Origin of the sequence: Oryzisolibacter propanilivorax (assembly GCF_900103645.1) — a bacterium.
GTDB lineage: Bacteria > Pseudomonadota > Gammaproteobacteria > Burkholderiales > Burkholderiaceae_C > Melaminivora > Melaminivora propanilivorax.
This window is the reverse complement of the sequence record NZ_FNHP01000011.1, coordinates 80,910-94,529: the sequence shown is the minus strand read 5'-3', so window position 1 is coordinate 94,529 and position 13,620 is coordinate 80,910. Positions and strand designations below refer to the sequence as shown.

Annotated in this window: 13 protein-coding genes; 6 read left to right on the top strand and 7 right to left on the bottom strand. The window is 70.5% G+C overall.

Annotation, left to right across the window (positions count from 1 at the left end; all coding sequences use genetic code 11):
- Nucleotides 1–85: 85 nt before the first annotated feature.
- Nucleotides 86–841 carry a helix-turn-helix domain-containing protein gene (locus BLQ61_RS15455; RefSeq protein ID WP_091572314.1) on the bottom strand — a complete coding sequence of 252 codons (756 nt, stop codon included), beginning with the start codon at nt 839–841 and terminating at the stop codon, nt 86–88.
- Nucleotides 842–966: 125 nt separating this feature from the next.
- Between BLQ61_RS15455 and BLQ61_RS15450 the strand changes: the two genes are divergently transcribed.
- The 5 genes from BLQ61_RS15450 to BLQ61_RS15430 all read left to right on the top strand — a co-directional run bounded on the left by BLQ61_RS15450 (nt 967) and on the right by BLQ61_RS15430 (nt 6,237).
- Nucleotides 967–2,919, top strand: a complete 1,953-nt coding sequence (locus tag BLQ61_RS15450) for an MFS transporter (RefSeq protein WP_091572311.1) — start codon at nt 967–969, stop codon at nt 2,917–2,919.
- A gap of 129 nt (nt 2,920–3,048) precedes the next feature.
- The gene (locus BLQ61_RS15445; protein WP_091572409.1) at nt 3,049–3,534 is read left to right on the top strand and encodes a YiaA/YiaB family inner membrane protein; all 486 of its coding nucleotides are present in this window, start codon (nt 3,049–3,051) and stop codon (nt 3,532–3,534) included.
- 62 nt (nt 3,535–3,596) lie between these two features.
- Nucleotides 3,597–4,136: a hypothetical protein gene (locus BLQ61_RS15440; protein ID WP_245704097.1), complete on the top strand. Its 540-nt coding sequence runs from the start codon at nt 3,597–3,599 to the stop codon at nt 4,134–4,136.
- Nucleotides 4,137–4,140: 4 nt separating this feature from the next.
- A complete protein-coding gene (locus BLQ61_RS15435) occupies nt 4,141–5,004 on the top strand; it encodes a DUF2145 domain-containing protein (RefSeq protein WP_091572308.1) in 864 nt (287 codons plus the stop codon).
- A gap of 87 nt (nt 5,005–5,091) precedes the next feature.
- Nucleotides 5,092–6,237: a zinc ribbon domain-containing protein gene (locus tag BLQ61_RS15430; RefSeq protein WP_091572405.1), complete on the top strand. Its 1,146-nt coding sequence runs from the start codon at nt 5,092–5,094 to the stop codon at nt 6,235–6,237.
- A gap of 16 nt (nt 6,238–6,253) precedes the next feature.
- Here BLQ61_RS15430 and BLQ61_RS15425 read toward each other — a convergent pair whose 3' ends face one another.
- The 3 genes from BLQ61_RS15425 to tgt all read right to left on the bottom strand — a co-directional run bounded on the left by BLQ61_RS15425 (nt 6,254) and on the right by tgt (nt 8,879).
- Nucleotides 6,254–6,937, bottom strand: coding sequence for a glutathione S-transferase family protein (locus BLQ61_RS15425; RefSeq protein ID WP_091572306.1), 684 nt, complete (start codon nt 6,935–6,937; stop codon nt 6,254–6,256).
- Between the two features lie 100 nt (nt 6,938–7,037).
- Nucleotides 7,038–7,493, bottom strand: coding sequence for a hypothetical protein (locus BLQ61_RS15420; protein WP_091572304.1), 456 nt, complete (start codon nt 7,491–7,493; stop codon nt 7,038–7,040).
- Nucleotides 7,494–7,706: 213 nt separating this feature from the next.
- Complete coding sequence (tgt, locus tag BLQ61_RS15415) at nt 7,707–8,879, bottom strand: tRNA guanosine(34) transglycosylase Tgt (protein ID WP_091572300.1); 1,173 nt, start codon at nt 8,877–8,879, stop codon at nt 7,707–7,709.
- Between the two features lie 73 nt (nt 8,880–8,952).
- Between tgt and BLQ61_RS15410 the strand changes: the two genes are divergently transcribed.
- The gene (locus tag BLQ61_RS15410; RefSeq protein ID WP_091572298.1) at nt 8,953–9,426 is read left to right on the top strand and encodes a universal stress protein; all 474 of its coding nucleotides are present in this window, start codon (nt 8,953–8,955) and stop codon (nt 9,424–9,426) included.
- A 95-nt stretch (nt 9,427–9,521) separates the two neighbouring features.
- On the opposite strand, the gene BLQ61_RS15405 is transcribed toward BLQ61_RS15410, so the two are convergent.
- From BLQ61_RS15405 to BLQ61_RS15395, 3 genes are all read right to left on the bottom strand, one after another.
- Nucleotides 9,522–9,914 (bottom strand): hypothetical protein, encoded by a 393-nt coding sequence (locus tag BLQ61_RS15405; protein ID WP_091572398.1) that lies wholly within the window; start codon nt 9,912–9,914, stop codon nt 9,522–9,524.
- 221 nt (nt 9,915–10,135) lie between these two features.
- Nucleotides 10,136–11,329 carry a phospholipase A gene (locus BLQ61_RS15400; protein ID WP_091572295.1) on the bottom strand — a complete coding sequence of 398 codons (1,194 nt, stop codon included), beginning with the start codon at nt 11,327–11,329 and terminating at the stop codon, nt 10,136–10,138.
- Between the two features lie 98 nt (nt 11,330–11,427).
- Entirely contained in the window at nt 11,428–13,503 is a 2,076-nt protein-coding gene (locus BLQ61_RS15395) for an ATP-dependent helicase (RefSeq protein WP_091572292.1), read from the bottom strand.
- Between the last annotated feature and the right edge of the window lie 117 nt (nt 13,504–13,620).

The window sequence follows — 13,620 nt, the reverse complement described above, 5'->3', positions numbered from 1 at the left end:
TGTGACGTTGTGTCACATCCGCCGCATTGCCTCACGTCTTGGCGCAAAAAACCGGCGTTGGAGGTTATCCAGCGGGGGCCTGCAGCTATTTTTTCGATAGCGACGCCGCCGGCCGGCGCATGGCGGTGAAGGCGGCGAACTCCCACTCGCGCAGCGCCAGCAGCAGCGTGCAGCCCGCGCGTTCGGCCTCGGGCAGGCGCTGGTCGGCCAAGTGCTGCTGGGCGAAGTCCTGCGCCACGCGCTGCATGCGCTCCATAAAGGCCACGCGCTGGCTGTGCGCGATGGCGCCGTGCACCAGCAGCACGCCCTCGCCGGGGCCGTCAAAGGCGCCGCCGAAGTAGTCCAGCAGCGCGTGCTCGCGGAAATACTCCATGACTGGCCCGCGCGGGCGCCAGCGGAAGGTCTTGGCGAGCTTCAGGCGGTAGCGGTTGCCCGGGCGCAGTTCGATGATGCCGATGCGGTCCAGCTGCGCGAGGTATTTCACACCCTCGGCCTCGTCCAGGCGGTAGGTGGCCAGTACCTGCGCCAGCGTCCACTGGCTGAGCACGCAGATCGCCATCAGCAGCAGCTTCTTGTCGGCGACCACGGCGCGCTCCTGCTCCTGGGTCAGCTCCTGCAGCAATGGCTGGCTGTCGGCCACGCGCCGCGCCAGGTCGGCGAAATCGAGCTTGAGCGCGCGGCAGATCGCGTCCACCCGCGCCAGCGGCATGTCGCCGCGCGCCAGCATGCGCTTGACGCTGGACTCGGCAAGGTTCAGCTCACGTGCCAGGTCGGCGTAGGTCATGCGCGCGGCCTTGAGTTCGGCCTTCAGGGCGGCGACCAGGTCGGCGGTGGTGCTCATGGGCCAAAAGTATCCCATGGCGATACCGCGCGGCGCCCGGCCTGCGCCACGGTCACACATCGCGCACAGGCGCGCGCCGCTTTCCGCACAATGCGCGCCAGACGTTCGCCACCACAGGCCCCGCCATGACTCACCCCGCCGCCCCCGTCGCCGTTGACCCTGCCGCCACCGCCGCGCCGCCGCACCCCAATCAGTTCGCCCTGCTGCGCCAGCGCCGCTTCGCGCCGTTCTTCTGGACGCAGTTCGCCGGCGCGGCCAACGACAACCTGTTTAAGTTCGCGTTCACCGTCATGGTCACCTACCAGCTGCAGGTGGCGTGGCTGCCACCGGCGCTGGCCGGGCTGGTGATTGGCGCGCTGTTCATCCTGCCGTTCCTGCTGCTGTCGGCCACGGCGGGGCAGATCACCGACAAGCTGGAGAAGACGCGCATCATCCGCTTCGTCAAGAACCTGGAGATCGCCATCATGGCGGTGGCCGCCGCCGGCTTCGTGGCGGAAAGCGCCGCCGTGCTGCTGGCCTGCGTGTTCCTGATGGGGCTGCACTCCACGCTGTTCGGGCCGGTGAAGTTCGCCTACCTGCCGCAGGCCTTGAGCGAGCGCGAGCTGACGGGCGGCAACGGCATGGTGGAGATGGGCACGTTCGTCGCCATCTTGCTGGGCAACGTGGCCGGCGGGCTGCTGGTGGCGCTGCCGCAGGTGGGCCATGCCAGCGTGGCGGCGGCCTGCGTGCTGCTGGCGCTGGCCGGGCGCGCGGTGGCGCAGGCCATCCCGCCCGCGCCGGCCACCGACCCGGGGCTGCGCATCAACTGGAACCCGGTCAGCGAGACCTGGCGCAACCTGCGGCTGGCGCACGGCAACATCGTCGTCTTCCGCTCGCTGCTGGGTATTTCGTGGATGTGGTTCTTCGGCGCGGTGTTCCTGTCGCAGTTCCCGAGCTTCGCCAAGGACGTGCTGCACGGCGACGAGCAGGTGGCGTCGCTCCTGCTGGTGGTGTTCTCGGTCGGCATCGGCACCGGCTCGCTGCTCTGCGAGGTGCTGTCGCGCCGGCACGTGGAGATCGGGCTGGTGCCGCTGGGCGCCATCGGCATGAGCGTGTTCGCGGTCGACCTGTACTTCGCCTCGCGCGCGCTCCCCGAGGTGCCGACCATGGGCCTGGCGACCTTCCTGGCGCAGCCGGCGCACTGGCGCGTGATGGCCGACCTGGCGCTCCTGAGCCTGTCCGCCGGCCTGTACAGCGTGCCGATGTACGCGCTGATCCAGCTGCGCAGCCAGGCCACGCACCGCGCGCGCATCATCGCCGCCAACAACATCCTGAACGCCCTGTTCATGATCGCCAGCGCCGTGCTGGCCGGTGCGCTGCTGTCGGCGGGCTTCAGCGTCCCGCAGGTGTTTTTGTTCACGGCCATCGCCAACGCGCTGGTGGCGGGCTACATCTTCCTGCTGGTGCCGGAATACCTGCTGCGCTTCGTCGCCTGGATGCTGTCGCGCTGCGTGTACCGCTTCCGCGTGCGCGGCGAGGCGCACATCCCCACCGAGGGCGCGGCCATCCTGGCGTGCAACCACGTCAGCTTCGTCGATGCCGTGCTGCTGATGGCCGCCAGCCCGCGGCCGATCTACTTCCTGATGGACCACCGCATCTTCCGCGTGCCGGTGCTGGGCTGGCTGTTCCGCTTGGCGCGCGCCATCCCCATCGCGCCGCAGAAGGACGACCCCGCCACCTACGACGCCGCCTTCGAGCGCGCCGCGCAGGTGCTGCGGGAAGGCGACCTGCTGGCCATTTTCCCCGAAGGCGGCATCACCCGCGACGGCCAGCTGCAGCCGTTCAAGGGCGGCATCGTGAAGATCCTGGAGCGCGCCCGCGCCGACGGCCTGCAGGTGCCGGTGGTGCCGATGGCGCTGACCCACCTGTGGGGCTCGTTCTTCAGCCGCATCGAGGAGGGCGGGGCGATGGTGCGGCCGTTCCGGCGCGGCCTGTTCAACCGCGTCGGGCTGAACGTGGGCGCGCCGCTGCCGGCGCACCTCCCGGTGCAGCCCGAGGCGCTGCGCGAGCGCGTGGCGGCGCTGCTGGCTCTCGGCTGACAATGCAGCCGGGTATCGCCAAGCGATACCCGCAGCGGTGCGTAGCGCCACTGCAGCACTGAAAGCAGGACTGCGCGGCCCGCGCCGCGCACCATGGCGGTCATGTTCAACCCCCTCGTGGAGACCGCCATGCAGCATCCTTCCCCTTCCTCCCGTGCCCCGCGCATGTTGCGCGACAGCCGCGCCTGGCAGCTGCAGGTCTGGGCCTCGTTCGGCGCCGCCGTGTTCCTGTGCGCCACCGGCCTGGCCTGGCTGCCGGGCGAGCCGCTGGCGCGCGCCTTCATGTTCATGGGCTACGTGTTCTGCCTGTCGGCGGCCTTCGTGCTGGCCAAGTTCGTGCGCGACCGGCAGGCCGGCGCTGCGGAAGGCGCGGCCGACACGCCGCTGTGGCGCCTGGTGGTCTGGGGCGGCTTCGCCACCGCCATGGCGCTGACCGGCTGGGGCCTGTGGCAGCTGGCCATCCACCCGACCTGGAAGGCCTTCCTGGCCGTGGGCTGGCTGTACCTGATCTCCAGCGCCTTCACCCTGGCCAAGATGCTGCGCGACCGGCACGAGGCCGACCTGGCCGAGGCGCGCTGGACCGGCCGCCAGCGTGCGGCGGAGGACGCGCAGTGACCCGCCGCCCGAGCGTCCCGGCGTGCCGCGCCGCCCTGCCTGACCTGCGACCGGAGTCCACCATGTCCCTGTCCTTTTCTCCCCTCGTGCCTGCGCCGGCCCTCCGGGCCGCCACGTCCGTCCCCACCGCTTCCAAGCGTTCCCACCCGCTGCAACGCCTGGCCCGCGGGGTGCTGCCGGCCCTGGCGCTGGTTCTGGCCTTCTCTGCCACCCGCCCGGCATGGGCGCAGAGCGAGGCCTCGGCCGCGCTGTCGCTGCTGCCGGTGGCGTCGGTCGCGGTGGCTTCGGGCGGCGCATCGGTGGCCGCCGGCGCCGTCGCCATGCTGCCGGTGGCGCTGCTCGCCAGCGGCGCGGTGCTCACCGTGCGCGCGGTGGAGGCCTCGGCGCACGGCACGGTATATCTGCTGGAGCGCGCCTCCGACGGCGCCCAGGCCAGCATCGCGCTGGGCGCGGCCGCCGCCTCGGCCGCTGCGCTGTCCGTCGGCAGCGTGCTGGCGTGCAGCGTGATCGCCAGCGGCACGCTGCTGCTGGCCGCGGGCGAGGTGGTGGCCTTCATCCCGAATGCGCTGGGCCAGGCGCTGCTGTACAGCGAGAGGTTGTGACGCCATGTGCACGCGACCTCTCATCTTTCAGAGCGCACGCGCCGCTGCCGCCGGCGCCCGGCGCCCGCTGACGGCCACCACTGCCGCGGCAGCGGCGCTGCTGTTCCTGGCGGTCACCCCGGCGCAGGCCGGTCAGGACTGCACAGGACACAAGCCCACGGCCCGCACCATCGAGCGCGGCATGCGCCTGGCCGCGCAGACTGCCCAGGCGCTGGACGCCAGCGGCGCGCAGGTGGTGCTGCTGGCGCGCGCCGGGCAGGACCTGACGCGCTACGGCCTGCGCTGGTCGCACCTGGGCTGGGCCTGGCGCCTGCCGGACGGCCGCTGGCGCGTGGCGCACAAGCTGAACGACTGCGGCAGCGCCGAGGGCCACCTGTGGCACCAGGGCCTGGGCGAGTTCTTCCTGGACGACCTGTGGCGCCACGAGGCCGTCTGGGCCGTGCCCGCCCCGCAGGTGCAGCAGCGGCTGCACGCGCTGCTGCAGGACGACGCGCGCACCCGCGCGCTGCAGCACCGGCCCTACAGCATGGTCAGCTACGCCTGGGGCACACGCTACCAGCAGTCGAACCAGTGGGCCGTCGAGACCCTGGCCGCCGCCCTGCAGCCGCAGCAGATCGCCACGCGCGCACAGGCGCAGCAGTGGCTGCGCGCGCAGGGCTATGTGCCCGGCACCCTCACCCTGGGCCCGCTCACGCGCCTGGGCGCACGGCTGACACGGGCGCACGTCGCCTTCGACGACCATCCGCCGGCGCAGCGCCATGCCGGGCGCATCGAGACCGTCACGGTGGATTCGGTGCTGCAGTGGCTGCAGCGCAGCGGCCTGGCCGGCGCGCCGCAGATGCTGCGGCTGCAGGACGCTGACTTATGATGAAAAACGACCTGGACCCTTGTGTTGCAAGGGCCTGCAGCTACTGAAAAAGTAGCAGACATTCACAGTTTGGAGAAGGAGAGCGACATGGGCAAAGCCCTGCGACTGTCGGAAAAGTGGTTTCGCCGCGGCCTGTGGCTGGTGGCGGTGGTGTTCGCCGGTTTCCTGATCGGGCTGGGCGGCACGCTGGTGGGCGACCTGCCGCGCGTGGAAGCCGAGCTGGAGCTGGACGACTTCCTGGACCTGCGTGCGGTGCAGCCGCTGCGCACCCAGGTCGAGGCGGCCGAGGAGGCGCGCGCCCAGGCGCACAGCGCGCTGGAGCAGGCGCGGCTGCAGCGCTCCAAGGCGCGCAGCGAGTCGCGCTCCGAGCGCGAGAGCTTCGACAACTGGCTGGCCACGCGCAGCGTCACCCAGCGCGCCGAGCACGACCCGGAGGTGCTCGCCCGCACGCGCCGCCTGGACGCGCTGCAGGCGCGCGAGCGCGCCACCCAGCAGGCGCTGGAGCAGCAGGAGCAGGCGCTGCTGGACGCACGCCAGAGCGCCGAGCAGGCGCGGCACCGGCTGGACGAGCTGGAGCGCGAGGGCCATGCGCGCATGGCGCAGGAGCAGCGGCGCGTCGAGCTGCGCGTCTTCCTGTACCGCCTGGCGCTGACCCTGCCGCTGCTGGTGGCCGCCGGCTGGCTGTTCGCCAAGAAGCGCAAGAGCACCTGGTGGCCCTTCGTCTGGGGCTTCATCTGGTTCGCGCTGTTCGCCTTCTTCGTCGAGCTGGTGCCGTACCTGCCGAGCTACGGCGGCTATGTGCGCTACGCGGTCGGCATCGTCATCACCGTGCTGGTCGGGCGCTGGGCCATCGTCGCGCTGAACCGCTACCTGGAGCGCCAGCACCAGGCCGAGAGCCTGCCCGACGCCCAGCGCCGGCGCGAGCTGGGCTACGACGCCGCGCTGGCGCACCTGGCCAAGGGCGTGTGCCCGGGCTGCGAGCGGCCGGTGGACCTGAAGAACACCGGCATCGACTTCTGCCCGCACTGCGGCATCGGCCTGTTCGACCGCTGCGGCGCCTGCGGCACGCGCAAGAGCACCTTCGCACGCTTTTGCCATGCCTGCGGCACGCCGGCGGCGCCGGCCGCCGTGGCCCCGGCGCTGGACCGGCCGGCTGCCGTGTCGCAGCCCGACGCACCCGGTGGCGGGCGGGACGAGCCGCCGCCGCCCGAGCTGGTGCCGCGTACGCCCTGAACGCAGCCGGGGCAGGTCAGCTCATCAGCACCGGACCGCCCTTGGCGAGGGCGCGCTGCCAGGCCGGGCGGACGTGGATGCGCGACTGCAGCGCGCGCAGGCGCGGCGCGGCATCGGCGCCGCGCGACAGCAGCGCCTCGACCGCGAAGCTCATCTGGAAGTCGGCGAGCGTCAGGTGCTCGCCGGCGAACCAGCGGTGCGTGGCCAGGTGTTCTTCGAGGAACGCGGTGGCCGTCGCCAGGTTCGGGTCGATCAGCTTGGCCTGCACCCCCGCGCACAGCGCCCGTGCCACCGGCCTCACGAAGAACGGCATGGGCTGGCGCGGCACGGTCTGGAAGACCAGCTTCATGACCAGCCAGTTCATCAGCGAGCCTTCGGCGTAGTGCAGGAAGAAGCGGCACTGCCGGTGCTCGGGTGTGCCAGGCGCGGGCACGAGGTGCGCCAGATCGCCCGTGGCTTCGGCCGCGTAGCGCTCGCCCAGGTATTCCAGGATGGCGCCGGACTCGGCGATCGCCTCGCCGTCCTCGGTGGTGATGACCGGCGACTTGCCCAGCGGGTGGATTTTCTTCAGCGCGGGCGGCGCCAGCTTGGTGCGCGGGTCGCGCGCGTAGCGCTGGATCTCGTACGGCACGCCCAGCTCTTCGAGCAGCCACAGGATGCGCTGCGAGCGCGAGGTGTCGAGGTGGTGCAGGGTCAACATGGACGGACTCGCGGTCGGTTTTGAAAAAGAAGTGGCGCGCCCGGCTGCTTCAGGCGGGCCGGCCGGACGCGGCGTGCGGCTCGGCCGCGCCTGGCCTGGATCAGGGCTGGTAGCAGGCGCCCGTGCTGTCGTGCTGGATGCTCATCAGCTCGCCGCCCGCACCGCCCCAGACGTTGCCGCCGGTGAAGATCAGGCAGCCCTCACCCTTGTACAGGGCCTGCAGGCGGCGCGCATCGCTGCCGAAGTAGAACGGGATCCAGCGCTTGCCCGACTCGTAGGTGTGGAAGCGGTCGGGCGCGTGGCCCATCTTTTCCTGCACCTCGTCCATGTGCATGCCGATCTGCAGGCGCGCGAACTTGCTGCCGGGCCGGGGCTTGCCGATGACCTCGCCCTCGTAGCTGCCGTCGCGCGATTTCACGGTCTGGCTCGGCGCGCTGCTGCTGGCTTTGTCCTCTGCCGCCGGCGCGGCCGCCTTTTGCGAGGCGCAGCCGCCAAGCAGGCCCAGCAGGGCCAGGGACAGCGGGAGGGCAAGGGGGTTGACGGCTTTGCGGTGCATGGGGTGGGTCTCCGGTCGTTGCAGTGGTGAAACACTGGGGCCAGCGCAGGCCCGCGCCGGGCCGCTGGCTGCCCGGCGGGTGGAAAACGCGCCATGGTAGCGGCGCCGTTCCTCGCGCAGAAGTGGGTCGCACAGGCGTCGCAAAAAAGCCGCACGCCCGGTGCAGGCAACCCGCAGCGCCGCCGGGCCTGTCGGGCGGCGGCGCCCTGCCGCTCACACGCCGCGCGCCCGGTCCGCCTTGAACTGCGCGTGGAACTGGCTGAACGTGCCCGCATCCAGCGCGTCGCGGATCCCTTGCATCAGGTTCAGGTAGTAGTGCAGGTTGTGGATGCTGGTCAGCATCGGGCCGAGCATCTCCCCGCAGCGCTCCAAGTGGTGCAGGTAGGCGCGCGAGAAGCCGCCGCGCCCGCCGTCGTTCCAAGCGATGCCCTGCGGGCCGGCGCAGGCGTGGCAGGTGCAGGTGGCGTCCAGCGGCTGGTGGTCGGCGCGGTGGCGGGCGTTGCGGATCTTCAGGTCGCCGTAGCGCGTGAACAGGGTGCCGTTGCGCGCGTTGCGCGTGGGCATGACGCAGTCGAACATGTCCACGCCGCAGGCCACGCCGTCCACCAGGTCCTCGGGCGTGCCCACGCCCATCAGGTAGCGCGGCTTGGTGGCGGGCAGGCGGTGCGGCGTGTGCGCCATGATGCGCAGCATCTCGTCCTTGGGCTCGCCCACGGAGACGCCGCCGATGGCGTAGCCGGGGAAGTCCATCTCGACCAAGGCCTGCAGCGACTCTTGGCGCAGGTGCTCGAACATGCCGCCCTGCACGATGCCGAACAGCGCGTTGGGATTGCCCAGGCGCTCGAACTCGGCCTTGGATCGCAGCGCCCAGCGCCGGCTCATCTCCATGCTCTTGCGCGCCTCGGCCTCGGTGGTCAGGCGGCCCTGGGTTTCGTACGGCGTGCATTCGTCCAGCTGCATGACGATGTCGGAGTTCAGCGTGGTCTGGATCTGCATGCTGACCTCGGGCGACATGAACAGCTTGTCACCATTGACCGGGCTCTGGAAATACACGCCCTCCTCGGTGATCTTGCGCATGGCGCCCAGCGACCAGACCTGAAACCCCCCCGAGTCGGTCAAGATCGGCTTGTCCCACTGCTCGAAGGCGTGCAGGCCGCCGAAGCTCTGCACTACGTCCAGCCCGGGGCGCATCCACAGGTGGAAGGTGTTGCCCAGGATGATCTGTGCGCCCATGTCGCGCAGGCTTTGCGGCATCACGCCCTTGACGGTGCCATAGGTGCCCACGGGCATGAAGATGGGGGTCTGCACCACGCCGTGGTTCAGGGTCAGGCGGCCACGGCGGGCATGGCTGGCGGGGTCGGTGGCGAGCAGGTCGAATTGCAGCATAGGGCGCGAATTGTCCCAGAGCGGGCGCCTACACTGGCCGCACGTTTCTTATAGCTACCGCAGGAGAAAGAACATGCTGAGGATCATGATTGCCGTCGATGGTTCGGACCTGGCGCTGGACGCCGTGCATCACGCGCTGGCGCTGGTGCGCCGTGGTGGCCTGCAGGCCACGCTGGTGCTGGGGCATGTGCAGGAAGAGGCCTCGCTGCTGGAGCTGGCCACCCAGGGCGCCGACGCCATCGCCGAGGCCAGCGTGGAGGCCGGCCAGCACCTGCTGCAGTCGGCCCTGGCGCTGGTGCAGGCTGCAGGCGTGCCGCACGAGACCGAACTGGGCCTGGGGCCGGTGACAGCCACGCTGGTGGACATGGTCGAGCGCTGCGGCTGCGACGCGCTGTTCATCGGCGCGCGCGGCCTGGGTGGCTTGCGCGGCGCCTTCCTGGGGTCGGTGTCGCAGCAGCTGGTCGAGCACAGCCCGGTGCCGGTGACGGTGGTCAAGCACGCCGAGCCGGCGGAAGGCGACGAGCTGGACGACGCCGGCGCCGCCTGAGGCAGGCCCGCCGCGCGGCGGTTGCGACAACGCCGGCAGCAAGGCCGGCGTTTTGCTTTTATTTTGATAGCTGAAGGCCCTTTTTTCACAAGGGCTCAGGCCGCTTTTCGCCAGGAATGTGGATCGACCGCGCGCTGCAGCTTGCCGTGCGGCAGGCTGGCCAGGCGCGCCAGCAGGCGGCGGCAGTAGCCGGCCACCCACAGGCACTTGTTGATTTCCTCGACCGGCAGCGGGCCCGAGACCACCACCAGGTCGTTGGCCACATCCAGCCGGCCGGCGGCGCGCAGGCGCCGGCGCATGTGCGTGGCCCAGGACTGGATGCGCGCCGGGCTGCCGTGCTGGTGCACCTCGCCGGTCAGGCGGTCGAAAGCGATGGCGACGCTGTCAGTCTTGAGCCTGAAGCGGCGCTCGCCGGTGACGGTGCTGGGCGCATCGCGCAGGTCGTACAGGTAGTAGCTGCCGGCCTTGAGCTGGTACTGCAGGTCCATGAGGGTCTCCTTCTCCTTCCAGGGCGCATTGTGCAAACGCGCTGGCTTTCGGAAAGGCCCGAACACCGCTGCAGAAGACGGTCAGTTGCCCGGCTCGCAGAGGCGGGCTATCGCCGCGCTGCGGACGATTGTGAAAGCCTTACCCGTACACCACAAGGCGTGGCACGGGCGAAGGCGTAACAGGCTGTCAGAAACGGCGGGGTGGCGAAGGCGCCCGCCGCTCAGAAGTCCACCAGGCTCAGGCCGACGCTGAAGACGGTGCGCTTCCTGTTGTAGTCGATCAGGCTGTCGCCGTAGCCCGAGAACAGCTGCGTGTGCAGGCGCAGGTTGCTGCGCGGGCCGGCGAAGCGCGTGCCCAGGCTTTGCATCCAGTCCAGGCGTGCCGAGCCGCGCCAGCTGCCGGCCAGCGCGTGGCGCGTGGTCAAGGTGAGGCGGTCGTGCGGCGTGGCGTTCCAGCCCAGGGTGAACTCGGAGCGGCCCACGGTGTCGCTGATGCCCGGGTTGTTGTCGCTGCCGGCGCTCTCGTGCAGGCGTTTCCAGACGCGCGCGGTCAGGCTGAAGCGGTCGTTCAGCTCAAAGCCGGTCATCAGGTAGGCGCGGTTCCAGCTGCGCGACAGCGGGTCGCTCTGGCCGTTGGACTGGTGCACCAGGCCGATGCCGCTGTAGCGCCACTGCCAGCCGAAGGGCAGCTTGGCCTGCGTCGGGTAGACGTACATGATCTCCGGCTCGTGGTCGGTGTTGCGAAACGGTCGCGAGATGTTCGAGGAAAACAGCTGCCAGTACGACTGCTGCGTGTAGCCGACCCACAGCGAGTCGCGCAGCCGCGCATCGCCGCGCGTCAGCAGGTCGCTGGCCAGCTTGGTGCGCACCGACAGCTGCACACGCATCTCGGCGCGGCGGTAGTCCACCGGCTGGGTGGCGCTGTTGTTCGGGTTGCTGGAGGTGGGCTGGCGGTTCACGTTGCTGCCGGCCACGACCGAGACGTTGATCGGCCGGTAGCCGCGAAAGCGCAGTGGGCCGCAGTCGGTGCCGGCCTCCAGCTCCCAGAAGCGCGACAGCGTGGTGTAGTCGCCGTCGCGGCAGCCGTCGGCCACCTTCAGGGCGATGACCGGCTCGGGCTGGGGCGCGGTCTCGGGCGCGGGCAGGGCGGCGAGCGCGGCGGCCGTGGCGGCGTCGCCGCCGCCGGTGCCCAAAGTGGTGTTGGCGCTGGCCGCCGGTGCAGTCCAGGCTTGGCGGCCGGCCCACTGGTCGAAGCAGGCCAGGCGCTGCGGGCCGTCCTGCAGCGCGGAGCACTGGCGCCAGCCGGCATCGGGGCTGCCGGGTGGCGCCGCAGGCGCGCCAGAGGTCTGCGCCAGGGCGGGCAGGGCCGCGCCGCTCAGAGCCAGGGCGAAGGGGAGCAGGGTGCTGGGTTTCATGGATAAAGAGGCCGGTGTTTGCCGGAATTTGGGTGTTTTTGCGCGCAAGCCCTTTGGGTATAACGGCTTGTGGCTATGAAAAAGTGAGTGGCAGCAGGTCAGGCCGCAGGGGTGGTTGCAGCCGCCTGGCCCTGCGCGCGTGCGGCGAATTCTGCCCGCAGCTGGCGCAGCTTCTCGCGCGGGTCCTCGCGGCTGGTGGCGGCGTCCAGTTTCATCTCGGCGATGAAGCGGCTGGGCAAGGCGGCGACCATCTCGCGGCCCTTCTTGCGCTTCTTGCTCCAGCCCACCGCCAGGGTGCGCTGCGCGCGGGTGATGCCGACGTACATCAGCCGGCGCTCTTCCTGCAGGCGCGCGGCCACGTCGTCGGCCACTTTCTCCTGACGGCCCTCGTCGTCGTCCAGCTTGAAGGGCAGCATGCCCTCGTTCACGCCCGCCAGGATGACGTGCGGCCACTCCAGCCCCTTGCTGGCGTGCAGGGTGGACAGCACCACCATGTCCTGCTCCTGCTCGCGCTCGGAGATGGTGGACAGCAGGGCGATGGTCTGGGCGACTTCCAGCAGGCTCTTGATTTCCTTTTGCGTGGTGGCGCCGCCGGTGTTTTCGATCTGCCCGCCGGCGCGCTGCGCCATCCAGTCGCAGAACTCCAGCACGTTGCCCCAGCGCGCGCTGGCGACCTTCTCGCTGTCCTCGCTGTCGTACAGGTACTGCTCGTAGCCGATGTCCTGGAGCCACTCGGCCAGGAAGGCGTGCGCCGCCTCGTGCCCGTGGGTGTGGCGCGCGCGGTGCTCCAGGTCGTTCACCGTGCGGCCGAACTCCAGCAGACCCTCCAGCGCGCGTTTGGGCACCGCCGCCGGCAGCATGGCGTTGAACAGGGCGCCGAACATGCTCTGCTTGTGCTGCGCCGCGAAGCCCCCCAGGGCGCCCAGCGTGGTGTGGCCGATGCCGCGCTTCGGGCTGGCCACGGCGCGCAGGAAGGCCGGGTCGTCATCGTTGTTGATCCACAGCCGGAACCAGGCGCACAGGTCGCGGATCTCGGCGCGGTCGAAGAACGACGTGCCGCCCGAGACCTTGTAGGGGATGCTGGCCTTGCGCAGGGCCTTCTCGAACGGCTTGGCCTGGTGGTTGGCGCGGTACAGGATGGCGAAGCTCTTCCACGCCGGTGGCGGGTTGGCCGCCGCGCGCAGGCCCAGGATGCGCGCCACCGCGCGCTCGGCCTCGTGCTCCTCGTTGTCGCAGGCCACCACGCGCACCGGCTCGCCCTCGCCCAGCTCGGAAAACAGCGTCTTCGGGAACAGCTTGGGGTTCGGGCCGATGACGTTGTTGGCCGCGCGCAGGATGGCGGAAGTCGAGCGGTAGTTCTGCTCCAACTTGATGACTTTCAACTGCGGGAAGTCCAGCGGCAGGCGTTTCAGGTTGTCCAGCGTCGCGCCGCGCCAGCCGTAGATGCTCTGGTCGTCGTCGCCCACGGCGGTGAAGCGGGCGCGTTCACCCACCAGCATCTTCAGCAGCTCGTACTGCGTGGCGTTGGTGTCCTGGTACTCGTCCACCAACACGTGGCCCAGCACGCGCTGCCACTTCTCGCGCACCTCGGGGTGGCCCTTGAGCAGGCGCATGGGCAGGCCGATCAGGTCGTCGAAGTCCACGCTCTGGTAGGCGGTGAGGCGCTCCTCGTAGCGCTGCATGACCAGGGCGATGCTGCGCTCGTGGTCGTCCTGGGCCATGGCCAGCGACTTGCGCGCGTCCCAGCCCTGGTTTTTCCAGCCGCTGATGATCCATTGCCACTGGCGCGCGGTGGCCAGGTCCGTGGTGCCGCCGGCGCAGTCCTTCAGGATGCTGGTCACGTCGTCCTGGTCCAGGATGCTGAAGTTGGGCTTGAGGCCCAGCGCGTGGCCGTCCTCGCGCACCATGCGCACGCCCAGGGCGTGGAAGGTGCACACCAGCACGTCCTTGGCCTGGCGGCCGATCAGCTGCGCGGCGCGCTCGCGCATCTCGGCGGCGGCCTTGTTGGTGAAGGTGATGGCGGCGATGCGCCGCGCTGGCATGCCGGTCTCGATCAGGCGCGCGATCTTGTGCGTGATGACGCGCGTTTTTCCTGAGCCGGCGCCGGCCAGCACCAGGCACGGACCCTCGGTGTAGTGCACGGCTTGCAGCTGGGCCAGGTTCAGACCGGACATGGGCAGAGACAGAAGAAAGAAAGCGGAAAGATCAGCGACGCCAAGGGCGAGGCATGGCAGGGCGCGCAGCATGGTGCGGCAGGCCGGGCGCGGGCGCCAGGGCCGGGGCGGCGCAGG